Raw genomic sequence first — 24,885 nt, forward strand, 5'->3', positions numbered from 1 at the left:
CCAGCTTTCTTTGGACACTTCGATGGCAAGCTTTGTGCTCACTTTCGCTTTTGCGAGACCGGCTGCTGCTTGGGATTGGACATCTGCCCACGTTTCGTGAGCTGTGTGCTTCATATCCTTTACGCCGTCTGAAACAGCTTGTACGCCGGTGTTCCAGCCCGTTTTTGTCGCGGTCCAAGCAGCTTCTGTTCCGTGGGTGACTTTGTCAACGCCTGCGTGAAAGCCATCCATTGTCTTATCCCATGCATGTTCGACCCCACTTGTGACGCTTCTCCAAGCCGCACCCCAAAATCCTTTTTCTTCTTTCTTCTTGGCATGTGGGTTTTCGCATACTTCAAGCGTGAAGCTTTCTTGCGCTTGAATGTTCTTTTGATTTTCGTAGGCTTTTCGCTCGGCTTCTTTGGCTTCCACATACGAAACGGCGCGGCTGTTGGCTTCCCCCTGCATGCCATACACTGGGCTTGCTTTATAGGCATCAAGGTCAAAGTAAAGAGGCGTCGCGTTACCTGCTTGACTTGTGGAACTTGTGACGGCTTGAATGTTTTGGGTGACCATATTATAGAAGAATGACAGCCCTTTGTATTCTTGAACGAGATCCGCGTCTAGCTGATTCACGGCTTGGAGCGTATCCTTTCGCTCTTGTTCTGCTTCTTCTAGGTACTGATTGTACTTAGCACTTGAAAAGACGTTGAGCGGTAAGATATGGTCGATTGTATTAAAAATATTCTGCAGAGCGTTTTGCTGCTGGATAATCATTTCTTTAGCTTGCGTGTTTCCTTGATGAACATTTTGGTCTAGAAACGCTTCCGCTACAAACGTACTTCCTTCAAGCTCTGAAGTTCCCATTTTTGCTTCAATGGTTTCAAAAAAAGCTCGGTTTGTTTCAATTAAGTTCAGCCACTGATTAGCAATGTCTGCGTGGCTTTGATAAAAAGCTTTAATATTGTCTGCGCCTTTTCCTTGAAGATCCTCATCTAAAGCGGCGATTCGCTTAAACGCTTTTTGTAATACTAGTAGTTGCTTTTCCATTTCGTTATATGAACTGATGCGCTCTTTTGCTGTCTCTAGCAGCGCGCTCGCATCATATACAGCGTTTTGCACTCCAAAAAGCTCCTCTCTATTATATACGTTTTCTACCTATCTTTCATCCTACGCCTTATCTGCGCGCCATCATCTCATCCTGCGCTTTCAGCTGTTTGAGGTTGCTTTCCGTATCCGCTATTTGCTTAGTCAGAAGCTGAACATAGTTCGTCATGAGCTGCTGGATTTCCATCTCTTGATTCTTCATCATCTCCGTGATTTCTAAACGATTGTCTCCGACGCTTTTCATTTCCTTTACGACGATGTTATCTTTCGCTGCCTTTAACGCGTTTAGCTCATTCATGACCGATTCATAGTTTAATTTAATCGTTTTTCCCATGCTTACAGCCTCCCTCTGATATGACTAATCTTTCGGTGCAGATCCTCCGCTGCTTCTTCTCCTTTATGTACAAGCGAACTCGCTTCTGTTGCCACGAAGCTCAGTCCGTTTAATAGAAGCTGTTGACGTTCAAGCTTCAGAATTGCCGAATCAATATCCGATAAGTAGTCTTCATATTCATCTTGTAAGATTCGCTTCAGCTCTTCTTTCGCACTTTCACGCTGTTCATCAAATGAAGTCGACCGCTTTCCTTTCCATCCTTCTCCAAGCTCTGGATTGGTTACTAAGCTCATATCGTTCATGGAGAGCGTTCTCTCTGACGTCACTTGCTGCTTGGCGGACTCCAACAACCGAATTTTTTCATTTACTTCCGCTGCTTGATGAGAAATCGTACTTGATAGCCCAGCAATAATCTTTGCGTAATCCACTGATCGCACCTCCGCACAGTATTTTTCCATATTTTATAGTATAAAATAATGAATATTGGTTCTAAATAGGAAGAACTTCTCTTTTTCTACTAATATCTGTGAGTTCAATGGAAATTTTTAGATAAAAGACCTATACATATTCCATTTTTTTCTTTGATCTTTTTTATTGACAAATAAAATACATTGTAACTATAATGGTTACAACGGTGGTGATAAGCAATGAAACAAATTAGCAGCCGATTCTCCATGGCCGTTCATACGTTAACTCTAATTGCGGTCGCACCCAGTGAATGCACGGGCGACTTTATTGCAGGAAGCGTAAATACAAACCCTGTCGTCGTTCGAAGAATTATGAGCATGTTGAAAAAAGCTGGCTTAATTGACGTACGGGCAGGTGTTGGCGGAGCGTCGCTTTTGAAAGAACCGTCAGAAATTACCCTACTCGATGTTTACAAAGCAGTTGATGTGGTTGAAGATGGACAGTTGTTTAATATTCATGAAAAGCCAAACATCTTATGCCCAGTGGGAAGAACGATTGAAGACTCTCTTTCTGCGGAGCTAAAAGAAGCTCAGGCTGCCATGGAAAAACGATTGAATGAAACGACCATTGGAATGATGATTGAAAAAGCACATGGTAACTAAAGCTCTTTTATGAGCTTTTTTTAAAACACTAGTTGTAACCATTCGAGTTATAACCAGTATGGTTATATATACTAAATAAAGTGGAGGAATGAACAGATGAAAATGTTAGTTACAGGAGCAACAGGACAATTCGGTTCAATTGTAGTTGAAACTCTTTTACAAACGGTACCCGCAGAAAACCTAGCGGTGAGCGTGCGAAACCCTGAAAAGGCAGCGCACCTAAAAGCACAAGGAGTTGACGTGCGTCACGGTGATTTTGATCAACCCGAAACGCTTGCTGAAGCGTTCGCTGGCATTGATCGTTTACTGCTTGTATCAACAGACGGAGATAATAAAACGCGCATTCGTCAACATCAAGCTGCCGTTGAAGCTGCAAAGCAAGCGGGCGTTTCGTTCATCGCTTACACAAGCCTGGCAAAAGCAGACGAAAGCACTCTTTCTCTTGCAGAAGTGCATCGCGCAACGGAAAAAGCCATTAAGGAATCAGGCATTGCCTATTCTCTTCTTCGCAACAACTGGTACGTGGAAAATGAAGCGGGTACGGTTCAAGGCGTACTTCACGGAGCACCTTGGCTAAATCCAACAGGTGATGCAAAAATCAGCTGGGCGTTACGAAGCGACTATGCTCAGGCAGCAGCTGCTGTTTTAGCTGGAGAGGGTCACGAAAACACCGTATATGAACTAGCAGGCACGCCGCGCACTCAAAAAGAACTTGCCGCTATCGCAAGCAACGTGCTTCAAAAAGACGTGGAAGTCGTAAACGTAGACGATGCTGGGTTTAAGGAAGCGCTAAGCGGAGCTGGGTTACCAGGCTTTGTCGTTGACATGCTTGTTGAGATGCAAGAACCAATTCGTCAAGGCTCTCTCGATGTAGAAAGCACTGACTTAGAAAAACTGCTCGGTCGCAAAGCACAGCCGCTTGATGTGTTTGTTCAGGCATTGATGAATTAATAGGCACAACAAAAAGAGAACACATACCTTTTATTACAAACGTATTTATCATTAAAATAAAATGATATACAATTGATAAACCAAAAAAAGGATAGATGAACAGGATTAAAGTGTCTGTATTCATCTATTCTTTTTTGTACAACAAAGGATTTTATTGACCACAACACAATGATGATTGTCGTAGCATTATAAAGAAAAGAAGCGGTAACACTAGTGTATAATACTATCAATCTTTTTAGTGTAGGAATCATTACCGCCCCTTTAAAAACTAGAGAACAAGTATATTTATTATAAGAAACACTCCGCTAAACATATTTCAATATAGAAATGATTTCATCACTTTTTATTGATTAATCATTCTTCCTTACTTACCTATCTACTATGTAAGTCAATGTTATAAACTTTCCTTATGACTCTTACCGAACTATAAGCAGAAAAGACTACTGAAGCAATTATTCTGAACCACGACAATACCCCCCTACTCTATGAACCATTTAACCATATCAAATAATTTACCAATTTTTCAAAAAAACCATTCAAGAATATCCACTCTTATTTTTGGAACAATACAATTGACTGTACTAACAAATAAGGAGGTTAGTTAGAAATGGATCATCAACGATTAGCCAATCATGAATCACTGGATTTACATGAAGTTATAAATTTTAAAACGCTTTGCATAGCGAAATCTAAGCTAATGCAAGGACTCGTATTTGATGATGATTTAAGAGCCTTAATGAAAAAAGATGTGGAACAATCTATCAAAGCGCTTGAAGAATTACAGGTAGTTTATCAACGCGTACCGTTTGAAGCACCAGTTCCTCAAAACCGACCAACACCAATAATAAATTAACAAGGAGGCACTTTCATTGAATCAGGACTATCTAGACCCTATAAACGCGTTGCACATGCCAGAGCTAGCGGATACTACATTTGCAATGGATTTACTTCTTCGCTCCAAAGAAGGTGTACGCAATATTGCCACGGCATTAACGGAGACTGCATCGCCTGATGTTAGAACCCTCTTACGAAATCAATTAATGCAAGGTATTGCCATGCACCAAGAAATTACGGAATTAATGATCAATAAAAAATGGTTCCATCCATACGAACTAAGTGAACAGTATAAATTAGATCAACTCTCTGCCAACAATACATTGATGATTGGAAAAATGAATTTATTCCCGCTTGAAAGCAATAGAAAAGGGCTGTTTGACCGAACACCTGATGATCACTAACACTGGAGGCTGTATAGCATGAAGGCAGTAACGTATCAAGGTATTAAAAATATTGTAGTTAAAGAAGTGCCAGACCCAAAGATTGAAAAACGAGATGACATGATCATTAAAGTAACGAGTACAGCTATATGTGGGTCTGATTTACATTTAATTCACGGCATGATTCCTAACCTGCAAGAAAACTATGTTATTGGCCATGAGCCAATGGGAATCGTTGAAGAAGTTGGACCCGATGTGACTAAGGTAAAAAAAGGAGACCGAGTCATTATTCCTTTTAATATCGCATGCGGTGAATGTCTTTACTGTAAAAACCATTTGGAAAGCCAATGTGATAACTCGAATGATAATGGTGATATGGGTGCCTATTTCGGATATTCTGGTAACACGGGTGGCTACCCAGGTGGGCAAGCTGAATATTTAAGGGTGCCATTTGCTAATTTTACTCACTTCAAAATCCCAGAAACCTGTGAAGAACCTGATGAAAAGTTAACGGTGATTGCCGATGCGATGACTACTGGTTATTGGAGCGTTGACAATGCAGGCGTAAAGAATGGTGATACAGTTATTGTTCTTGGCTGTGGTCCCGTTGGTCTTTTCGCTCAAAAATTCTGTTGGCTAAAAGGTGCAAAGCGTGTCATTGCCGTAGATTATGTAGACTATCGCTTGCAACATGCCAAACGTACTAACAAAGTTGAAATTGTTAATTTTGAACACTTTGAAAATCCAGGAATGCATTTGAAAGAAATAACAAAAGGCGGCGCTGATGTTGTTATTGACGCAGTTGGTATGGACGCTAAAATGACTGACTTAGAATTCTTAGCGAGCGGAATGAAACTTCAAGGCGGAGCATTCGGTGCGTTTATTACCGCTTCACAAGCAGTACGTAAAGGCGGCACAATTCAAGTGACAGGCGTTTACGGTGGCAAATATAATGGATTCCCAATGGGAGATATTATGAACCGAAACATTAATATTCGAACTGGACAAGCACCTGTGATTCACTATATGCCCTATATGTTTGAATTAGTTTCGACTGGAAAAATTGATCCAGGCGATGTCGTAAGTCATGTCCTTCCACTTAGTGAAGCAAAACGCGGCTATGAGATTTTCGATACGAAAACAGATGATTGTATAAAAGTCGTGTTGAAACCTTGAGAAAGGAGATAAAAAAATGAACTATGGCTTACATGAAGTTCTTGAGCTCCAAGAAATGGCGGCATTTAAGACCACTTGTTTAACGAAATCTAAAACAATGAAAGCATTGGTTAATGATCCTTTATTAAAAGATATTATGCAGCAAGACATTGATGTATCTACAAGACAATTACAAGAATACGCTTCGATTCTTTCCAACGTTAAGCAGTGAATTAGGAGGTGAATGACTATGAATGGAATCATTGAATCTTTAACTGGCATGGACGCACTGTCTGATCAAGTCGTTGCAATGGATTTGCTCATTTCAGCTAAAAGCGGCGTTAGAAATTATGCCATGGCCGTTACGGACGCAGGAACGCCAGAAATTAAAGAAATGCTCACTCTCCATTTAGTGGAAGCTCTTGATATGCATGAACGAATTTCCACATATATGATGGAAAAAGGATGGTACCACGCTTGGGATATGAACGAGCAGGTAAGTTTGAATTTAAACAACATTAATACAGTATTAAAATTACCTACATTATAAAAAATACCGAGGAACAGTTTAGCACTCTCCACTAAACTGTTCCTCAGTATTTTCTGAAAGGAAATACAATTAATACCTCCTGCTGACTTCTGTTTGTTTTACACGATGTAATTTGGAACCTTAAAGATAAGATGCTGTTCTTTTACTAAAAACATATAATCACTTACTTTCCATTTTCAAACGTCACTCTCTTTTTTTCTATGCCCAAAGCTTAAAAATCTTCCCTCTCTTCACCGCTTCCGGCTCTTCCATCTCAAGAGCCATTCCTTCAATGACTGCTTCTGCATTTTCCATAAACGTATAGAGCTGGCCCGTTCCGTACTGGTCGGAAATGACGTCATAAGCTTTTGAAAGAGAATAGTCCCAATACGTGCGCTCGTCTACGCCTGATGCGATAACGTGAGCGAGTCGGTGCTTGATAAAAGTTGAAGCAGATTTGCGCGCTTGCTTTCCGTTGAGCCCTAGGATACTTCCAGCGCTAAGCTGAGTTACAAATCCTTTTTTTACAAGATTGTATAGTTTATCTGGGTGCTGTTGAAAGACTGGGTGACGTTCAGGTGCTTGTAAGATTGGTACGATTCCTTGAAGCTGCAGGTCGTAGAGTACGCTATCGAGATTCGTTGGTAACGTATGATAAGGTAGAGACATTAATAGATATTTGTCCGTATGGTTCAGTGTAAGAAGCTTTTGTTTTTCATAGTTTTTAAGTAGCTGAGGCGAGGCGGGTACGAGCTGCCCCGGCAAAACGCGAAGCGGAATAAGGGCTTCTTCTAGCCAATCGTTGGCGGCGCTCGCATACAAAATAAGTTCATGGCGCGTCACGTCGGACTCTTCCCAAAACAGCGGAGTGGCGACGACGGAATGAACGCCTTTTTTCACAAGCGAACGCGCCATATTCGTAAACGTCTGCACATCTCTTGGTCCATTATCAATGTTCGGCAAAATAAAGGTTTGAAGATCAATCATTGAACGATGCCCTCCTCCACAAATTGTCTATCTTTATCATACGATGTTTCACGGAGATTCTCTATGGAATTCGCTCGACAACTTATCCAACAATCATTCGTACAATTACAAGAAATACGAAAAGTCCTAACAAAATCCACCAAATTCGCTTATGAATTGATACTTAAGAAAATGGACCTAAATAAAAAGAATGGCGAGGAGCCATTCTTTTTATTCCTATTGTAACGCTGCGTATTTTTCCACTCCGGTTGTGACGGCTTGAAGCATCCCTTCTAAGTAAGCCGGATTAGACAGCTTTTGATCTTCAGTTGGGTTTGTCATATACCCCATTTCAAGAAGTACAACCGGCACCGTAGACCAGTTAAAGCCCGTTAAGTCACTGCGGTAGCGAATGCCGTTTACTTTCATACCACTTTGCTTTTTTACTTCACTTACAATGAGAGTTGCTGCGCTTTCACTTTGTTTGGAGATTGCTTGCTTCTTGCTTGGAACGAGAATCCCAAAGCCGCTGATGTTTGGATTCTCGGCTCCGTCTGCGTGAAGCCGAATGACAAGGTCTGCTTTCTTTTCATTTGCCATCTCCGCTCGCTCTTTGTTGCTGATGTCTACATCATGAGCTGAGCGCGTCAAATACACTTCAAACCCTTTTTCTGTTAGAAGCTCTTCAAGCAAAAAAGCCGCTTCTAAATTGAGCACATATTCAGGTTTTCTTGTCACGACCCCTGTTGTCCCGCCCGTTACCTTCATTTTCGTTTCGTTTGAATAGGGTGACACGCGCTCATGTATTGTATTCGCTCGCGCTTGATGACCGGGGTCTAAATAAACAATAAACGACTTTTTGGTTGGCTGCTGCGCTTCTTCTTTTTTATCTACGACAGGCAGTTCTTTAGTTTTTAACTCCTTGACTGGAATTCCTTCATGGCTTTCTTCAACAAGCTCATTATTGCTTTCTCTATCCACTCCAAGCATGAACGCCCAGGCCAGACAGACAAGCACAACAAGCAGTAGTGAATACCAACCTTTCATTACCTCCGTCCCTCTTCTTTCTTTAAAAGAGCAACGTTATACTCTTCGGTTTTACTGAGCTTAATATTGTTTGAGGAAGCGGGATAGTACCAGGACTTCGCATTAAAGTAGTTTTGCAAGTAGTCCGTTTCAAACACGTATCCGTAACGCGCATAGATTTCGTTTCGCGCAATATATAACTCATGCTTACTAAGACCAGCTACCTCAGACACCGACAGCTCGCGACGGTCACTATCGGTAATAACATATTCCGAATAGCTCACAGGAGGTGCCGACGAACTAGAATCATCATAGTACACATACTCTTCATCAAACAAAACTAAGTTATCCTTTGACTCGCCTATTAAAATAGGAATCGAATACCCACACGAACCCGAATAATCGACAAGCACCGAAGAATTCATCGAGTACGGATATACGCCTAAACACTCCGTGCCTACGCTAATGTACAGAGACGCATTCACACGCGTTGCCAGCTCGTTGCTCACGCGATATACGTCTTTTCCCCACGCCTTTAGTGCACTCATCTCTCCTTTATCGTAAAGGGTAAAGAAGCGGTTTGCTACGGGCGTTCCAAGACGATCTGCGCTTATATAAAGCGTGCCGTTCACTTTATCATGTTCAATCTCCCAGCTATCAACGGAAAACGCTCCGCTGCTCCCCTTTACGGAAACGTTCGCAAGCTTCTTTTTGTAGTCATTTACAATATTCGTCGGCTTCGGAGCAGTGGGTGCTTTAGGTTCTTCTTTAGGTTCTTCTTCATCTTCAGCTACTTCTTTTACTTCCGGCGTTTCAGCTTCCGGTTTAGTTACGGGCGTAGTTTCATTGGAATTCTGTTGGCTCGTTACGTAATCATAGACAAAGTAACCAGCTCCTCCAAGCACAAGTAGAGTTGCCACTACAACCCATATCTTTAGCCAAGAGTTCGTTGATTTTGACTCTCGAGTTCCTTCTTGATTTCTTTGACGAGTTCCATCTACCATCGTTCCACAACTTGGACAAGCGACCGCATTTTCCGGCAGCTGCTTCCCACATTCTCTACAAAATGATCCCATGCCTCATTCCCCTTTACTCATACATAATTTTCAAGGTGTGTCTCCCACTCACTGCACAACGGGTATATTGTCACCGTTTATATGTATGCAGAAGAGTTGAAATGCATTTCACTAACATCATTAAGTAGCCATTTTTATAAAAACAAAAAGAGCAGCGAATGCTGATATTCGCTGCTCTTCCACCTTTAGATTGAATAGCAGTACTAAACCTTTCTTCTTGTTTGCTTACTATGAGAGCTTCTTTACTTTCCTTCCCATCCATAAAAATGGCCTTAGCGGGAAATAGAGAAAATGAAGAGGTTTTGGTAATGGTAATGTTCTTGCATCCCAGCTTCGTGGATAAAATAACATCATTGCATAAAAAACCTTTTGCATATTAGATTTTAATGAGATTAAATAGCTAGGGTCATACGTAAATTCTTTTGAGATATGAATATAGAAATATGCTTTTTCCGCTAGCTTCCTTTGTCGCGAACCTTCTGTTGTTGCTTTTAGCTCCTTGTTAACTGATGTATTCAGCAGCTGAGAACTTAAAATCATTGCTTGCCCGACTAGGTGAGCATAACCTAATTTCTTCATTAATACCTTTACTTGTTGATAATCTAGCTTTTTTTGAAACACTTTATCCATATCTACTAGCCAGCGCAGGCGGAACCAGCCGTGACGTGCCCCATGAACCACAAGGTGCAAAAACAAATCTTCTTCACCTAAAAAAAAGACAGGAGAGCTTGTCAGAGCGCTGCGGCTTTTTCGCTGCCAAAGCTCGTCAAAAGACGGCTCTTTCACCGGAGGATTATGTAATCGCCAGTGAATTTCAATTTGAATTTTCTTTTGCGGGTGGACGTACTCAACGTGATGGCTTCTCCATTTCCTTTCATTTAAGATAGGGGCCGCTCCATCCTTTACGTAGCCAGAAGCTAAAAGCAGCGCATCTACTTTGTCTAAGTCTGTTTCCCGAACTAAAACATCTAAGTCTTTTGACGTTCGAAGCGAAATATCCCCGTACAAGTGATGAGCAAGAGCTGGACCTTTTAAAAACAACGTTTTGACTTCATTTTCAGCAAATAGCTTGCTTATCTGCTCCATTTCTCCGCTGAGCTGAAGCATCTTAAATGTATTTTTTGTGTACGTCTGCTGTAAGGCTTGGATAACTTCTAACGGAACGATTGTTTGTGGCATGTCCTTTAGTTTCAAATAAATGATGGGCTGGCATCTATGGTGATGAACCAAATCTAAAAATAAGCGCCAGTCAATATTCTGAAGCTGGTCTATGTCTTTCAATTCATTCTTTGATTTTACTAGCTGGATTAAAAGCTTTAGCTCCTTAGATAAAACGGTTAAATCTAATTTAGAATGATTACTCATCATTTCTTTTATACCTGCCTTTATTTTTTAGGAAACTTCCTCTCAAACTTGTAATAAGTTAAAGAAATTCATGAAAATCACCTAAAGGAAGCTTCTTTTTTTTGAAAATAACTAAATCCACATGTCTTTTTAATTCCTCCAGCTGCGTAAGCTCCATGTGAATGATTTCATTTTTTACGCTACTAATGCTTTCTCTTTCTTTATACGTATCTCTCCACCCAATAAGAGATACAGGAGAAACCCCAAGACCAGCAGCTAGCTTTTGCACGATATCGATTGTTGGATTATCACAAATATTACGTTCTAAATTACTTAAATACGATTTCGTGATCTTAGATCGTTCTGCAAGCTGTGTAAGCGATATGTGCTTTTGCGTTCTTATTTCTTTTACACGGGCACCAATCATGACATTTTTGCACTCTCCTTACAAAATTTATGGTAATTTACGATATCAAACTAGCATTCTAAAACCGCTCTCACTTACACCAGTTCTAGCTGACCTTTTAACAGCTCCCTAAACGTACCGTCTGGCTGAGCAGCAAGCTGCTGAAACGTTCCTCTTTGCGTAATCTCTCCTTTTTCTAACACAACAATTTGGTCAGCAGCTTGTATCGTTGACAAGCGATGAGCAATAACGATAATCGTCATTTCGCCTTTTAAACGCTCGAGTGATTCTTTAATTTTGTTTTCGTTGCTTGTATCCAATGCGCTTGTCGCTTCGTCTAGAATAAGTACAGATGGCTCTTTTAAAATAGCTCTTGCCAAAACGAGGCGCTGACGCTCTCCGCCCGATAACTTTGTTCCTCGGTCTCCAATGACCGTATCGAGCCCTTGCGGCAATTCCTTCACAAACTGTTCTGCCTCAGCAAATTTAAGCGCTTTCCATAATTCATTTTCGCTTGCTTCAGGCCTCACCATCAGTAAGTTCTCCCTTACGCTTGCATGAAACAAAAAGGGATCTTGAGGCACGTAGCTAATGGACTGCCTTAGCGACAAAACGACGTTTCCTTTTAGTTCATTGTCATCTACTAAGACGCTTCCTCTTTTAGGTGAATTCAACCCCATTAACACGTCGATAAGCGTACTTTTTCCAGCTCCCGATGGACCTACAATAGCCGTCATTTGCCTAGCAGGAATGGTAAGGTTAATTCCTTTTAGCACATAGCTTTCACTGTCTTGTTTGTAACGGAAATATACATCTTTGCATTCTATCTCTCGCTGATTACTAGAACGATTTGCGGCTGCTTCGGTCGTTTCTTTCGTAAATTCCCGACTTTTTTTACAGTCTTCCATTAGTTCCAGAAGAGATTGGCAAGCAGGAATGGTTGCGGCTATTTGCTCAACGTTTGACTGAATAGCAGTAAATCTTGGCCACAAGCGGGAAAAGATAAGAATGATGAGTAACAGCTGCTCTTGTTGAGCTTGAAGAAATTCTAAGGAAACAAAGATAAATACGGCAATCAAAAATGCAGACGTCACTTTATATACAAGCTTGGAACTTGATTTCAGTCGAATATATTCTAGCTGTTCGTCACTCATTTTAAGCGTTAAGGACTGCAGCCAGTTAACATGTGACTCTTCTAACGCGTTGCTTTTTATATCTTTCATTCCATTTAGCTGATCCGTTATGCCTGCCATGTATTCTTCTCCAAGCTTAGAGGTTCTACGACCTAAGTATTTTGATCTCTTTACGAACCTTTTGGAGAAATACCCCAAAATAACGCCCAATAGCAAAATGACAACCGTCAAGTTTACGGATAGCCATAAGGCGATAGCAACTTGGATAAGCATAAACGTCACGTTTGAAATAAATTGAAGAAAAAAATTAATTCCGCCTATCACACGAGCTAGCTCAGCGGTTAATAGATTCGTAAGATCTGATTTTCTTTTTCGTAGAAAGAGCCCCCATTCAGAAGCAAGGAGCGAGCTGTAAACCTCCAGCCTTAAATGCCGGCTAAACCTTTCTCTAATTCTTACATCTCGAATTGATAGGCTTCTTTGCAGCACGTTTTGTCCAACAATCAGTAACAGATAAAGGCCTAACGCAAAAGGTAGATAGAGACTGTGAGGAACGTTATGAAACAGATTGAAAAATGGGAGTAGCTTGTCTGAACCAACACTCGCGTCAATAATTCCTCCGATGCTCAGCAAGGGAATAAGCAGTAGAATGCCAACCCCTTCAAGCAAGCTGACAATCACCATTCCAAATAGGTTAAAATAAAGAATCTTCCCAGAAAATTGGTGTAATCTTTTTACGTAATATAGTAGTGGTGCCAAGTTCTGTCCTCCTAGACTAACCCATAGCCGTATATGATGCTTTAGGTTTTGCTGTGAGTGATTGTCGTTTTTTCATTGTTCATCCGCTTAGAAAATTTCCCCACTACGGTAAACTGTTCTTTTCCTTCCGAACCGGTTACGTATACAGATCCGCTTCTAAGCCACGCATGTGCAATGAGTTTTCCTTGTTTATCCTTTCCGGTTCCAAGGTAAAGCGTGCTTTCAATCTGGCGTCTTTCTAGCATCTTCATACCGGCTACCGCTTTTACTAGACATTGGCTTTCCCAAAACGTATAGTGACTCATTCGATGGATCGCCTTTGAAATATTTTTCAGCACAACATAATCTGATGTGCTTTCGAAAAAACTTGTTTCCGTCATAGGCTCACCTAAAGTAGGAGCAACTCTTGAAAACGGAAGCGCTTTAAATATTCTTCCATAGCCTAAGTAATAGAAGGCTTCCAGCAACAGTATCTTTTCACTTGTTTCTAAGCGTAAAAAATTTCTTGTTTTTTTTATTATTTTCATACCAGCTACTCCGCTCTCTTTACTATTAAATGAACAGAAGCATTTACTTTTGAGTCGTCACTTGAACTAGCTTTTCCTCATACATATGCGCTAAAAATGACAGAACCTCTTGTTCACACTGTTCTTTACTTACATTATATTTCGTCATAATCTTCGTAACTACTTCATTCACAGCGATTGGCGCAGCAATAAGCTCCCACATCTCGCCTCCAGTTGTTCCTAAGTTGTAGTACTTCCCGTTTTCGATATTAAGCATGACTTTTTCACTCCCCATATCGCTCACTATATTTCCTTCTCTTTGTGTCACAAGATGATTAATTGAAAGCTTGTCTACTTTGACCATTTAAATCCCTCTCTCTCATGCTATCGACTACTTTGGCCACCAATTCGTATGGTGTAAATCTTGAAACAGGCCGGATTAACTGGAACGCTGGAACACTCTTTAAAATAGTTGAAGAACACTCGAAATGCCATTTCTTTAACCCTAATCTTTGGACAAGCGAGCCCCGAAACGTATGATGATGCAAAATCCGAAATCCTTCTAACCCGTCAGCTTTTCGAACCTCCGCAGATTCTGAAGTGCCTTTCACAAGTTCAAATATTCCTGCCAGTGGAAGAGAATCATTGTAAAAGCTGTCTTTCACCGGTATCGAATATTTTGTTTCTCGTTCAAATAAAGGCTCGTATTTTCCTGTATCCATTCCAAAGCTAGCTAAGCTTTCTTCCCACAGCTTTTGCTGGGGATAAGTTGGTTGGATCATTGGAACATTGTCTTGTGAAAACGTGACAGGAATGACGTCATCGCTTATGAGCTTATAGCCTTCTTGAATAAAAGCCGAAGCTAGCGTAGATTTACCGGCACCAGAGTTTCCTACAATCGCATACGCTTTTCCGTCCACAGCTACCGCGCTCCCGTGTAGAGGGAGTATGCGCTTTTGCATGAGAAGTACCCCCATGCAGGTGCCTAGGATGTAAAGTCTTACTCGGTCTTTGTCAAATTCTTTTAGAGGTACTACGATAATTTCGCTGCCGTTTCGTATCGAAAAAAGCGCTGTGTTTGGGACCTCAAAAGCAACTTCGTCTCGGTATACGGTAAAGCCTTTTTCTTGATTTAAAAGAACTTTAGTTTCTGTGAAGTCTGCTAGTTTAATTGAAACATCTATATTATCACCTGGAAGATCAAGAGAGTTTAATTCTTGAAGCGGCAGCTCGCTCGAAATCGTAAGCCCAAAAGCACTATAAACATAATCATTTTGTATCCTAACCATTCATTTCACTCCAGATGTCATCAATTTTTCTGAAAACCCTTATACATCTTTACTTGTATAAGGGCAGTCGTTTCCACTCACTACTTGAGATTAACTATAATGAATTGTTTCATCAGGGTCAGGCTGTACCGCGTCAGGTGTGCTTAATCCAGGTCCAGCCATTGTCATGTTCACATCAAGTACTTCTAATACCGGTTTCTCCCATTCTCTTTTCATCGTATCACCTCCCTTCAAGTCAGCCTTTTCATGAATCGATAGAGAATCAAACTGCGCATGAGCACTCTGAAATCATGATGGAATACATGTTCAGGCCGCGGGTTATCTCTTAGATTTTCTATAGCGGATTTAATCACGGTCATATCTACGTATCCTGACATGAAGTCTGCTTTCGTCACTAATTCCATTTCATTCATAAAGAGACTCCAATCCGACGTCATCCGCTGAATTCCGTCTGCTCCTTGTAGACCTCTTGTCCTTTGATTTAGCCTGATATCATCTGGAAGAAAGCCTTTGGTTGCTCTTCTAATAAGCGACCGGTCTTGACCATTTTGGACAAACTGATTTTCTGGTATGGATAAGCAAAACCGAACAACTCTTAAGTCATTTGTGGGATCACGGTCCCACAGAGAGTGATGTAAAGATAGCTTAGTCGTATACGTTCCGTTTATGCTCCAGTAGTACGGCTCTGCAAATTGAATTCTTTTAATTTCATATGCGCTTTTATCCAACAGTCCGCTTGTATTTACTCCGTGCTGTTCCAGCTTGTCGTATACGCGAAACTTCTGCGCAAAGTCTGGGTTAATAAACGGCGTAAAAGGTGGTGGACTCTTCTTTGAAAGCAGCGAATGCACTTTCGGGAATGCCTTCTTTGCTACAACAGGGAAAACGCGCGATTTTTTGACGCCTAACTGTCGACTGTACAAATGGACTTCACGCAGAAAGCTACCTAGGTTGGCACGCTTTAACAGCTTTGCTTGATAGTCGAGAGCCGGCCCCCACGATACCGTCCAATTTCCTCTTTGACCATTTAGCAAGACGCCCATTCCTTGCTTGGCAGCTTGCTCATAAATTCCTTTTAGCCAAAAGCTATTTTCATAGAATTTGTACGGCGTCTCTACTATATCGAGCCATTCATCAATCTCAGAAAACGGACTTTTTTCTTCAAAGTTGAAGTAGTTATCTTCTATGTTCCCTACGTACTGAACCGTCGATTGAATAAGAGGTTTTTCATTGGCTACTCTGCTTTTAGGTGACCAATCCTGAAAGCCATCTATCGGCACGTAGCTAAACGTATGTAATTTTTTATTTTCTTTAGAAAGAGTTCGGGAAGCAAAGCTTGCTACTGAACCCGAATCTAACCCTCCGCTCAAATGAGCGCCAACTTTTTTTCGCGTTCGCAGTTTGGAATTCACGGCTTGTTGAAACACTTCGTAAAAAGCTTCTTCATACTCTTCATTCGACTTTAAACCCAATGGCTCTTGCCTACTGAGCGTGCAGTACCTCTTAAGCTGAAACGTATTACCACGCACCGTAATGGAATGAGACGGAGGCACTTGCTGAATGGCTTTGTAAACCGTTGACGATGCATCCGTCGATTCAAACGTAATGGGGATGGCTAAAAACTCGGCAAGCCATTCTTCATTTATCTCTTTTTTTACATATGGTAGAGAAAATAGCGGATTCATGGCTGTGCAAAATGAGAATCTTCTGTCATCTTTATAGAAATAAAGAGTTCGGTTACCAGAAAAATCTCTGGCAGCAAACATCTTCTGCTTTCGCTCATCCCAAATGACAAAAGCGAAATCACCGACTAGAAATTTTGGCGCTTCTTCTTCCCACTTCTCATACGCCAGTAAAATTAATTCACTATCCGTTATCGCACTCTCTGTATCATGAATATGTAGCTTGCGAAACAGCTCTTCGCGATTATCAATAATCGCATCTGCCGTAATGGCGATCTGCTTTTCATAGTCATAATAAGGCAGCTGTTCACCCACGGAATCCGGTGTAATCCATTGTGTATGACTGATGAGCGCCACCTTGTCTTTTTTCCATGATCTTGTGTTATCTGCCTGATATTGTGATAAGCACTCCAGGAGACTCATCATATTCTCTTGGGATATCGGATCATCGTTCCTATGATAAATTCCAGCTATGGCACTCATTCTTTCTCCTCTCACGACATAAGATATAGGTCTTGTTCTTAATTGAGAACTTATATTTACATTTAACCGCTTCTTTGTTCTTAATTAAGTACATAATAGCAAATTTATTCCTATTATGACTAGTCGTAAATTAGTTTTTCTGAATTAATGGCAAAAAACAAGACTTTTATACTAAACAATATTAATCAAAAAAAGAAAAAAACATAAGTATTTATTACCTATTTAGATGTGCAGGAGAGTAAAGGATGCGATGAAAGTTACGGTCTGAAAAAATAGCAAGAAACGTAAAAGCATTGGTCATAATTCGACCAATGCTTTTACGGTCAGTTCTCTATTAAGAACACACGAAGCCAAGTAGTCCCATATAACAAACCAGTTTGGGTATATACCTCACTCTTTTAGAACACACCTAGAAATTTCTGTGTTTTCATTCGCTGAGGTCGTTCGCGATAGACCACATCTCCATTTGCAATGGCTTCTGCGTTCTCTCTAAGCATAAACTCTTTTGCGTTTCCAAATTCTTTTTTTACAACTTCGTATGCACCTTGAAGTGAACTTTTCTCGTAGCTTTTAACATCTGCTCCCGTTGCCACTAAGTGAACACAGCCATGCTCTAAAAATTGAAGTGCAGCTTTCTTCGCTTTGCGTCCATTTTTTCCAGTTAGGCTTTGAGCGGACACTTGTACAATCGCACCATTTTTCACCAGCTGATAAAGCTTTTGTGGATACTTTAAAATGAACTGAGAGCACTCGGGCTCGCTGATTACCGGCACAAGCTCTTTTAACTGCAGCTCGTAGGCAATGGTTTCAAAGTCTTCTCCACCCTTATCAAAAGGCATATGAACAAAGAGATATTTCCCTTTGTCACTTAGCGTCAAATATTCTTGAGAACTGGAGCGTAAAAGATGTGCTGCTGCTAAAATGCGTTGACCAGGAAGAATCGTAAGAGATAAATAGGATGATTGTAGCTTTCTATTTGCTTCTTCTACAGATGTAAGAATGTGGTTCTTATGCGTCCCCTGCATACTACCGTTATAGTACGGAGTTGCTATGACGGTCTTTACGCCTTGATCTACTAATTTTTGCGCCATTTGTAAAAACTCACGCTCATCTTTTGGCCCGCTGCCAAATTGAGGTAGAATGTTTGTATAAACGTCTATCATATGTCTACTCCTTACTAATGCATTATCTATATTATTATAATCTACTTAATAGGTATTTTCACACATAGTATCCGACACGCATCGACATATGTGGTTTTTTGGTAGCGGAAAAGATGGATTACTACTCGAAATGTATCAAAAAAGACTTGAAAGGTCTTAATTTTTTTCATATACCTGCCGATATAATTAGATTACAAAGTAAAAAAGCGTTCACAATGAACGCTTTTTTTACTCTGCTGCCCAATATTCAATTACCGCTTCCGCCCAAGCTTTGTTCCCTTTTTCATTTGGAGCATTTTTGTCTTCGGTTAAGTACGTTAATAACTCTTCTGAACTCGCTTTTGGCCACTTTTCCCAATGATTGATATACTCATAGCCATGTTCATCTGCAAAAGCTTGCAGCTGCTCTGCTTCTTTCGGGTAGTTAATGGCATTATAGATTGGATGAGAAGGTTGAATAATTGTAACTACGCCGTCTACTTGTTCTTCTACATGTTTCATAATAATAGACAAGTTATCTAGCGTATTTGTAATGCCAACTACTCCATTATCGTTGGCTAGAAAAGGTTCAAAGATTAGCACATCCGGCTGTGCTGCAATAATCTTTTTGTATGATTGATTCTTCACAAACTGTAACGTGGTCGATTGATCATATTCCTGTACTTCTACCGTCACTAAATCTGATCCATATGTATTCGTTAATTCTTCTTCTACTATAGCAGGCCAAGCATCACTTTCTTTTGATGTATCTTGAGAACCAGCAATAACAATTTTCAAAGGTTCTCCTGTTTCTTCAGCATTTTGCATCTTTGTTACAATCGCTTCTGGTAAATTTTTTACGTTCCACTCTTTTGCTTCGCTATTTTGAACGGCTACTCTCGTTGGAGAGGCTACGCCCTGTGCGGCAACTTTCTCATTCCAGTACATTTTTCCTACAACAAGAGAAATAACTAAAATAAGAAACGCAATGATGTTAACTGCAATTTTCATTTTCTATCTCCTTTACTAGTGGCTTTCCTTTTTTCTGTTATTATAATATAATTTGAGAGTAATTGAATAAAAATGAGTAAATTTGTCATTTTTTTAATCTTTTTGTCTCAATTCTTAAGAATTAAAGTAAACTTATGTATTTATCATCAAATTTATAAAGAAAGAGAGATTGATATGGAAGAACAGCGTAGAAAAAGAAAGAAGAAGAAAAAAACAGGATTTAAAATTGTTTTAAGCATTTTACTAGTTTTAATTATTGGTATCGGTACCTATTTAGGAGTGCTGTATAGCTCTGTTCAAAGTACGTTTAACCAAACGCATGATCCTTTAACACGAGACGTATCTGAAAAACGCTCAAACAAAGTGAACTTCGGCAATCAAGATCCCATTTCAATTTTACTATTAGGTGTAGATGCGCGCGGCAATGATCGTGGACGCTCTGATAGCCTTATCTTAATGACCGTAAACCCTAAAGATCAATCAATGAAAATGGTAAGTATTCCTCGTGATACCCGTACTGAAATCATCGGTAAAGGCACACAGGACAAAATTAACCATGCGTATGCATTTGGCGGCGTAGATATGACTGTGAAAACAGTTGAAAACTTCCTAGACGTACCTGTTGATTATTATGTACAAGTCAACATGGAAAGCTTTAAAGACATTGTAGACGCGGTTGGTGGAGTTACGGTGAATAACTCCCTTGCGTTTAACTATGATGGCTATAACTTCTCAAAAGGACAAATTTCGTTAAATGGCGAAGAGGCATTAGCTTACTCTCGCATGCGTAAGAAAGATCCACGTGGTGACTTTGGTCGCCAAGAGCGCCAGCGCCAGATTATTCAAGCCGTTATTAACGAAGGTGCTAGCGTTAAATCTTTAACGAATTACGGTACAATTTTAGATGCAATTGGTGAAAACGTGAAAACAAACTTAACGTTTGATGATATGAAAGAGATTCAGGCTAACTATCGCGATGCACGCCATACGTTAGATCAACTTGAAGTTGAGGGCAGCGGTGGCAAAGTGAACGGTGTCTATTACTACAACGTATCAGAAGAAAATCGACAACAGCTATCATCTGCTTTAAGAGAACATTTAAATCTAAACTAAAAAAAGAAGGCTCTCTAAATATAGAGGGCCTTCTACTTTTTTACTCTGCTACAGTTACGCTAACTGCGTCCGTACTTTTTGTCGACTTATTATCTCCAGATTTTACGAAAACACGAACTGCATACTTGCCTGACTTTTCTAATGGATACTTAAATGAACTATCCGTTGAATAAGAAGTTTTCTTGATAACTTTACCATCTTTATGAACATAATATGCATACTTTAAGTTATCTCCAGTTGCTTTAACTTCTACTTCTAATCTTTTATTCCCAAAATTATTAATAGATGCTTCTTCAATTTTAACTTGGTTATTCTGCTCCACTTGTTTATCTGCTGAAGCTTTATCATTAGAGTCATTGCTACAACCACTGAATAATAATAAACCCGCCACTACAGGAACTAACAATTTTGCTTTCATTTTATTCACCTCAATAATAGATTATTGGCTATGCCTTTTAAAAGAAAAGTAATGCACCTAGTAAAACGGTAAAAAGAGATAAGAATAGTAACTGTAAATTCAACATCACTTTTTTCCGTTTATCTATCTTGTTTTTTTGATAACGCTTTACACGTTCATCAATAGGATATAGTGGCCCATTATAGGCAACCTTATAGCTATCATCCGTCTCAATTTCAACTTTCGCCTGCTTTTGGAGCATATCTTGCTTATATTTTTTCTTTTGCTCTTCACTTAACTTATTGAACCAGTCGATAAATTTTTTGTATCTCGCTATTACTCTCCTAGCCTCTCCAAATTGTCGAACTTCACCAAAATGAATCCACATCACCTTATCACAAATAGTTCTAATTTGAGATAGAGAGTGGCTAATAAAGAAGATGGTTTTCCCCTCTTCCTTAAATTCATTAATCTTGGTTACACATTTATCATAAAAAGTTTGATCTCCTACTGATAACGCTTCGTCCACAATTAGAATATCAGGATTTGTGTGAACAGAAATTGCAAATCCTAACCTAGATTTCATACCACTTGAATAATTTTTAACAGGCTGATTCATAAATTTACCTATGTCAGCAAATTCAATAATATCTGGCGTAATTCTTTTTATTTCATCTTTTGTTAATCCATGCATTAAGCACTTTAGTTCAATATTTTCTAACCCTGACAAGTTGCTATTTAAACCTGCTGATATAGCAATTAAGGACGTCTCACCATTAACGGTCATCTGACCAGATGTAGGCGGAACAACTTGTGACAGTAGGTTTGATAGAGTAGATTTGCCTGACCCATTAATACCTACAATCCCAATTGTTTCACCTTCGTACACTGAAAATGAAACATTCCTTAGAGCATAAAAGCCTTCACTTTTCTTTTTAGGAAATAGTATTTCCTTTAATTTATCTGATTTTTTAGCATAGAGTACATACTTCTTGCTAATATTTTCAAATTTAATCTTTAGCTTCATCGATTTAAGCTCCTAGATTATAAGTAATCAATAAATTTATTTCTAAATTTTATGTGTAATATTGATCCTACTAATAATATTAATAAAGTAACAACCCAAAAATATAGTGTATATATCCAATCTTCATAAAACCATCCGGACCCTAAGATAGAATATCTAAAACCTTCTATGATGTAATAAATTGGGTTTAATTCTAATATTGTTTTAAAAATATGAGGTAATCGTGATGGATCCCATAGAATCGGTAATAAGTAGACCATCATTCGCATAATTGATTGTAACGCTTGTTGAAAGTCCCTTACAATCGTTGCAATTGTTGAACCCAAGAGAGTAAAAGCAAACAAGAATACAAAAAGTGCTACTAAGTAATAAGGAAGCTGCAATAAGTGCCACCCAGGGTTAACCCCATAGATCATTAAAATTCCAGCTAAAATCAGTAACATAATAAAAAATTGAAAGCTATTACTAATGATTGTAACAGTTGGAAGCACACTAACTGGAAACTTCATTTTGGATACAAGACTTACTCTTGCATAGACACTGTTACATCCTTGGATAATGGCTGGACTAATAAAAAACCAAGGGATAAGTCCAATAAGTAGCCATACAAAGAATGGTACACCATTAATTGGCTGTCCACCTCGAATACCAAGCCCAAATACTAACCAATAAAGAAGAACCTGCGCAGCAGGACTTAAAACCTGCCACACAGCTCCTAGGTAATGCAATTGATATTTGCCTTTGACATCATAAAGAGCCAAGCGAATAATTAAATGAAAGTTTGAGGATTGTTCTTTCAAAATCCTCCCAATTAAGTTCATGCCATTACTTCTACTTTCTTAAGAAACGCATGTAACGTTCCATAGTTAATGTAGTCAAAGTCGTTAGAACGATTAGCTACTACATTTTTCGTATCGAAAATACGCTTTGTTGCCATACCTTCTAGTTCAGACCAGTTTAACTCTTTAAATTCATTATGATCTGTCAATACTAGTACAAGATCAGAGTTACGTACTGCTTCTTTAATATCTTGTTCTACCCAATCCTGTTCAACGTGTGGATCAAAAGCACGTACTTCATAGTTGCCTTCAGCTTTTAATAGGTCATAGATTTCCATTGCTGGACTTTCGCGAATATCATCTACGTTTCCTTTATACGTTAAACCGAATACTGTTACGATTTTCCCATTAACTTGTTCCATTAACTTGTTTGTGTTTTCAACAACATAGTGTGGCATTGATGTGTTGATTGTTCGTGCTAGATTAATAAGTTGTGCTGTCTTTGGTGCTTTTGCCACGATAAAGTATGGATCTACAGCTAAGCAGTGTCCACCTACTCCAGGTCCTGGTGTATGAAGGTTTACACGTGGGTGCTTATTCGCCATTTCTACTACTTCTAAAGCATTAATTTCTAGTTCGTTACAAACTTTTGTTAATTCGTTTGCCAGTGCGATGTTTACATCACGGAACGTATTTTCCATTAGTTTAGACATTTCTGCTGTTTTCGCATCTGTTTTAATAATTTCACCCTGTACAAATGTGCTGTATACCATTGCACCAGCTTCTGTACAATTTGGCGTCATTCCACCAACAATACGGTTATTATGAATTAACTCATGAAGGATTTGTCCTGGCAGTACGCGCTCTGGGCAGTGTACTAAGAAGATATCCTCTCCTACTGTAAACCCAGCAGCTTCAACCAATGGTTTTACATGATCATCCATGCTTCTTGGCGCAATTGTTGATTCAACAATTACAACGTTACCTTTTTCTAAGTATGGAATAACATTATTTACTGCGCTTAACACGTAAGATAAGTCACAAGATTTATGTTGATCGTCATGGTTTGGTGTTGGTACTGCAATAATAAAAGCATCTGCTTTTTCAGGTTGTAGCGCCGCACGGAACGTTCCTTTTTCAATTACTTCATTTAATGCTTCTTGTAAACCTGGCTCTTCTAAATGAATTTTCCCATTGTTTAACGATTCAATTACGCGTGAGCTCACGTCTACTCCTACAACGTCTACATCATGTTTTGCAAACATAATGGATGTTGGTAATCCGATATATCCTAGTCCTACTGTACAAAGTTTCATTAGTATTTCCTCCTGCTATTAGGTAACTTTATTTTAAATATGCCTAGCATATTTATAAACTGTTTATTATTCTTAATAGTTTAATTGTAAAGAGCTCTTTGAAATTAATTTATCCCATTCAGTCGTTATTGCTTCCACGCTAAAACGATTATTTACATACGTTTTTGCTTTTACAACCACTTCTTTTTGCTGCTCTTTCTCTAGTGAATTAAATTGAAGAACGCTGGCTACGGATTCTTCCACGCTAGAATAAATATATTGCTTTGGATAGATTGTATCACTACCATCCCAATTTAAGATGACAGGATATGCTCCTGATGCCATTCCTTCACTTGGTGATAGGTGAAAGCTTTCAAAGTCACTAGTAGATAAAATAATACCGACTTTTGATAACCATTCAGATACATCACCGAATCCTTCAAAGATCACAGCATCTTTCCAAGGTGCATTGTCAATTCGTGCGAAGATTTCTTCGTAGTATGCTCTTTCTTCATCTTTGTTCCATACCCACGGATATTCTTGTGGCATTTTCCCTTTTACATATAGCTTATAGCGATTATCTTCTTGCCATAATTTTTCTAACATATCCACCGCTAAATCTAAACGTTTACGCTGCGGACAGATTCCGATAATCCCCAGATGATACTGAGCGTCTTCTACTTTAGGCTTATTAAGGTGGCCTGTGTCAACAACGTTATAGATCATTGTCATCTTCTCACGTGGAAAACGGAATACGCGGTAGAATTCCTCATATACGTACGGTGAAATAGCAATAATTTTATCAATGTTATCTAAGTTAAAGCTGAAAGGATACATTGTATCTCTTTCTTGTAAATGCATACGTACAAATAATCGCTGATGAGGCTTTTTATTTTGTGAATACCATACAGCATTTCCTAGTCCCCACTCACAAACAATGACGTCTGCCCAATTTAAGCACTCGTTACTTTTCTCTTCATCATGAGTGTTATGGCCTGTCCACTCATCTGTTCGAATTTCATACGTAGGTTTGCTCGCTAGATTATCCATGATAATACGAGCAAACTTTAAATCGTGTCCTGCAAATAATACTTTTGTTTTTTTCATAG

28 protein-coding genes and 1 pseudogene are annotated in these 24,885 nt (G+C 39.4%); 8 read left to right on the forward strand and 21 right to left on the reverse strand.

Annotated elements, in window-relative coordinates; genetic code table 11:
• The 3 genes from BFL01S_RS03310 to BFL01S_RS03320 all read right to left on the reverse strand — a co-directional run.
• Nucleotides 1-1,101: LXG domain-containing protein (locus BFL01S_RS03310; RefSeq protein WP_174521175.1), on the reverse strand; the 1,101-nt coding region annotated here is incomplete at its 3' end.
• Between the two features lie 55 nt (nucleotides 1,102-1,156).
• The gene (locus BFL01S_RS03315; RefSeq protein ID WP_061784862.1) at nucleotides 1,157-1,420 is read right to left on the reverse strand and encodes a DUF5344 family protein; all 264 of its coding nucleotides are present in this window, start codon (nucleotides 1,418-1,420) and stop codon (nucleotides 1,157-1,159) included.
• A 2-nt stretch (nucleotides 1,421-1,422) separates the two neighbouring features.
• The gene (locus BFL01S_RS03320) at nucleotides 1,423-1,848 is read right to left on the reverse strand and encodes a hypothetical protein (protein ID WP_061784863.1); all 426 of its coding nucleotides are present in this window, start codon (nucleotides 1,846-1,848) and stop codon (nucleotides 1,423-1,425) included.
• 219 nt (nucleotides 1,849-2,067) lie between these two features.
• Here BFL01S_RS03320 and BFL01S_RS03325 point away from each other — a divergent pair, with 219 nt between their 5' ends.
• The 7 genes from BFL01S_RS03325 to BFL01S_RS03355 all read left to right on the forward strand — a co-directional run bounded on the left by BFL01S_RS03325 (nucleotide 2,068) and on the right by BFL01S_RS03355 (nucleotide 6,363).
• The gene (locus BFL01S_RS03325; protein WP_061784864.1) at nucleotides 2,068-2,490 is read left to right on the forward strand and encodes an Rrf2 family transcriptional regulator; all 423 of its coding nucleotides are present in this window, start codon (nucleotides 2,068-2,070) and stop codon (nucleotides 2,488-2,490) included.
• A gap of 96 nt (nucleotides 2,491-2,586) precedes the next feature.
• Entirely contained in the window at nucleotides 2,587-3,441 is an 855-nt protein-coding gene (locus tag BFL01S_RS03330; RefSeq protein WP_025909578.1) for an SDR family oxidoreductase, read from the forward strand.
• Between the two features lie 607 nt (nucleotides 3,442-4,048).
• A complete protein-coding gene (locus tag BFL01S_RS03335; protein WP_061784865.1) occupies nucleotides 4,049-4,294 on the forward strand; it encodes a beta/alpha barrel domain-containing protein in 246 nt (81 codons plus the stop codon).
• A gap of 16 nt (nucleotides 4,295-4,310) precedes the next feature.
• Nucleotides 4,311-4,679, forward strand: a complete 369-nt coding sequence (locus BFL01S_RS03340; protein WP_025909580.1) for a spore coat protein — start codon at nucleotides 4,311-4,313, stop codon at nucleotides 4,677-4,679.
• An 18-nt stretch (nucleotides 4,680-4,697) separates the two neighbouring features.
• Complete coding sequence (locus tag BFL01S_RS03345; protein ID WP_061784866.1) at nucleotides 4,698-5,834, forward strand: zinc-dependent alcohol dehydrogenase; 1,137 nt, start codon at nucleotides 4,698-4,700, stop codon at nucleotides 5,832-5,834.
• A gap of 16 nt (nucleotides 5,835-5,850) precedes the next feature.
• A complete protein-coding gene (locus BFL01S_RS03350) occupies nucleotides 5,851-6,045 on the forward strand; it encodes a hypothetical protein (RefSeq protein ID WP_025909582.1) in 195 nt (64 codons plus the stop codon).
• 18 nt (nucleotides 6,046-6,063) lie between these two features.
• Nucleotides 6,064-6,363 carry a spore coat protein gene (locus BFL01S_RS03355; protein WP_061784867.1) on the forward strand — a complete coding sequence of 100 codons (300 nt, stop codon included), beginning with the start codon at nucleotides 6,064-6,066 and terminating at the stop codon, nucleotides 6,361-6,363.
• Between the two features lie 198 nt (nucleotides 6,364-6,561).
• Here BFL01S_RS03355 and BFL01S_RS03360 read toward each other — a convergent pair whose 3' ends face one another.
• The 13 genes from BFL01S_RS03360 to BFL01S_RS03415 all read right to left on the reverse strand — a co-directional run bounded on the left by BFL01S_RS03360 (nucleotide 6,562) and on the right by BFL01S_RS03415 (nucleotide 19,165).
• Nucleotides 6,562-7,329, reverse strand: a complete 768-nt coding sequence (locus BFL01S_RS03360) for a tyrosine-protein phosphatase (RefSeq protein ID WP_061784868.1) — start codon at nucleotides 7,327-7,329, stop codon at nucleotides 6,562-6,564.
• Between the two features lie 216 nt (nucleotides 7,330-7,545).
• Complete coding sequence (locus BFL01S_RS03365; RefSeq protein ID WP_061784869.1) at nucleotides 7,546-8,355, reverse strand: N-acetylmuramoyl-L-alanine amidase family protein; 810 nt, start codon at nucleotides 8,353-8,355, stop codon at nucleotides 7,546-7,548.
• The gene (locus BFL01S_RS03370; protein ID WP_061784870.1) at nucleotides 8,355-9,410 is read right to left on the reverse strand and encodes a YARHG domain-containing protein; all 1,056 of its coding nucleotides are present in this window, start codon (nucleotides 9,408-9,410) and stop codon (nucleotides 8,355-8,357) included. The genes BFL01S_RS03365 and BFL01S_RS03370 overlap by 1 nt, the downstream gene beginning before the upstream one ends.
• Nucleotides 9,411-9,638: 228 nt before the next feature.
• Nucleotides 9,639-10,775 (reverse strand): nucleotidyltransferase domain-containing protein, encoded by a 1,137-nt coding sequence (locus tag BFL01S_RS03375; RefSeq protein ID WP_061784898.1) that lies wholly within the window; start codon nucleotides 10,773-10,775, stop codon nucleotides 9,639-9,641.
• A 58-nt stretch (nucleotides 10,776-10,833) separates the two neighbouring features.
• Nucleotides 10,834-11,181: a helix-turn-helix domain-containing protein gene (locus BFL01S_RS03380; RefSeq protein ID WP_061784871.1), complete on the reverse strand. Its 348-nt coding sequence runs from the start codon at nucleotides 11,179-11,181 to the stop codon at nucleotides 10,834-10,836.
• A 74-nt stretch (nucleotides 11,182-11,255) separates the two neighbouring features.
• Complete coding sequence (locus tag BFL01S_RS03385; protein ID WP_061784872.1) at nucleotides 11,256-13,052, reverse strand: ABC transporter ATP-binding protein; 1,797 nt, start codon at nucleotides 13,050-13,052, stop codon at nucleotides 11,256-11,258.
• Nucleotides 13,053-13,093: 41 nt separating this feature from the next.
• Complete coding sequence (locus BFL01S_RS03390) at nucleotides 13,094-13,579, reverse strand: lasso peptide biosynthesis B2 protein (protein WP_061784873.1); 486 nt, start codon at nucleotides 13,577-13,579, stop codon at nucleotides 13,094-13,096.
• A gap of 43 nt (nucleotides 13,580-13,622) precedes the next feature.
• Complete coding sequence (locus BFL01S_RS03395) at nucleotides 13,623-13,922, reverse strand: lasso peptide biosynthesis PqqD family chaperone (RefSeq protein ID WP_061784874.1); 300 nt, start codon at nucleotides 13,920-13,922, stop codon at nucleotides 13,623-13,625.
• Nucleotides 13,894-14,847, reverse strand: a complete 954-nt coding sequence (locus tag BFL01S_RS03400) for an aldolase (RefSeq protein ID WP_061784875.1) — start codon at nucleotides 14,845-14,847, stop codon at nucleotides 13,894-13,896. The genes BFL01S_RS03395 and BFL01S_RS03400 overlap by 29 nt, the downstream gene beginning before the upstream one ends.
• A 90-nt stretch (nucleotides 14,848-14,937) precedes the next feature.
• Nucleotides 14,938-15,063 (reverse strand): paeninodin family lasso peptide, encoded by a 126-nt coding sequence (locus tag BFL01S_RS20275; protein WP_025909593.1) that lies wholly within the window; start codon nucleotides 15,061-15,063, stop codon nucleotides 14,938-14,940.
• A 14-nt stretch (nucleotides 15,064-15,077) separates the two neighbouring features.
• Entirely contained in the window at nucleotides 15,078-17,012 is a 1,935-nt protein-coding gene (locus tag BFL01S_RS03405) for an asparagine synthase-related protein (RefSeq protein WP_061784876.1), read from the reverse strand.
• 398 nt (nucleotides 17,013-17,410) lie between these two features.
• Nucleotides 17,411-18,175 (reverse strand): tyrosine-protein phosphatase, encoded by a 765-nt coding sequence (locus BFL01S_RS03410; protein ID WP_061784877.1) that lies wholly within the window; start codon nucleotides 18,173-18,175, stop codon nucleotides 17,411-17,413.
• Nucleotides 18,176-18,403: 228 nt separating this feature from the next.
• Nucleotides 18,404-19,165 (reverse strand): SGNH/GDSL hydrolase family protein, encoded by a 762-nt coding sequence (locus tag BFL01S_RS03415; RefSeq protein WP_061784878.1) that lies wholly within the window; start codon nucleotides 19,163-19,165, stop codon nucleotides 18,404-18,406.
• A gap of 174 nt (nucleotides 19,166-19,339) precedes the next feature.
• Here BFL01S_RS03415 and tagU point away from each other — a divergent pair, with 174 nt between their 5' ends.
• The gene (gene tagU, locus BFL01S_RS03420) at nucleotides 19,340-20,278 is read left to right on the forward strand and encodes a polyisoprenyl-teichoic acid--peptidoglycan teichoic acid transferase TagU (protein WP_061784899.1); all 939 of its coding nucleotides are present in this window, start codon (nucleotides 19,340-19,342) and stop codon (nucleotides 20,276-20,278) included.
• A 40-nt stretch (nucleotides 20,279-20,318) separates the two neighbouring features.
• On the opposite strand, the gene BFL01S_RS03425 is transcribed toward tagU, so the two are convergent.
• The 5 genes and pseudogenes from BFL01S_RS03425 to BFL01S_RS03445 all read right to left on the reverse strand — a co-directional run bounded on the left by BFL01S_RS03425 (nucleotide 20,319) and on the right by BFL01S_RS03445 (nucleotide 24,883).
• A complete protein-coding gene (locus tag BFL01S_RS03425; RefSeq protein ID WP_169799836.1) occupies nucleotides 20,319-20,669 on the reverse strand; it encodes a triple tyrosine motif-containing protein in 351 nt (116 codons plus the stop codon).
• Nucleotides 20,670-20,736: 67 nt separating this feature from the next.
• A pseudogene (tagH, locus tag BFL01S_RS03430) lies at nucleotides 20,737-21,702 on the reverse strand (teichoic acids export ABC transporter ATP-binding subunit TagH); the annotation flags it as partial.
• Between the two features lie 17 nt (nucleotides 21,703-21,719).
• Nucleotides 21,720-22,523: an ABC transporter permease gene (locus BFL01S_RS03435; RefSeq protein WP_061784881.1), complete on the reverse strand. Its 804-nt coding sequence runs from the start codon at nucleotides 22,521-22,523 to the stop codon at nucleotides 21,720-21,722.
• Nucleotides 22,520-23,797 carry a nucleotide sugar dehydrogenase gene (locus tag BFL01S_RS03440; protein ID WP_061784882.1) on the reverse strand — a complete coding sequence of 426 codons (1,278 nt, stop codon included), beginning with the start codon at nucleotides 23,795-23,797 and terminating at the stop codon, nucleotides 22,520-22,522. The genes BFL01S_RS03435 and BFL01S_RS03440 overlap by 4 nt, the downstream gene beginning before the upstream one ends.
• Before the next feature lie 72 nt (nucleotides 23,798-23,869).
• The gene (locus BFL01S_RS03445; RefSeq protein ID WP_061784883.1) at nucleotides 23,870-24,883 is read right to left on the reverse strand and encodes a glycosyltransferase family 4 protein; all 1,014 of its coding nucleotides are present in this window, start codon (nucleotides 24,881-24,883) and stop codon (nucleotides 23,870-23,872) included.
• Nucleotides 24,884-24,885: the final 2 nt, after the last annotated feature.

Origin of the sequence: Priestia flexa NBRC 15715 (assembly GCF_001591565.1) — a bacterium.
GTDB lineage: Bacteria > Bacillota > Bacilli > Bacillales > Bacillaceae_H > Priestia > Priestia flexa.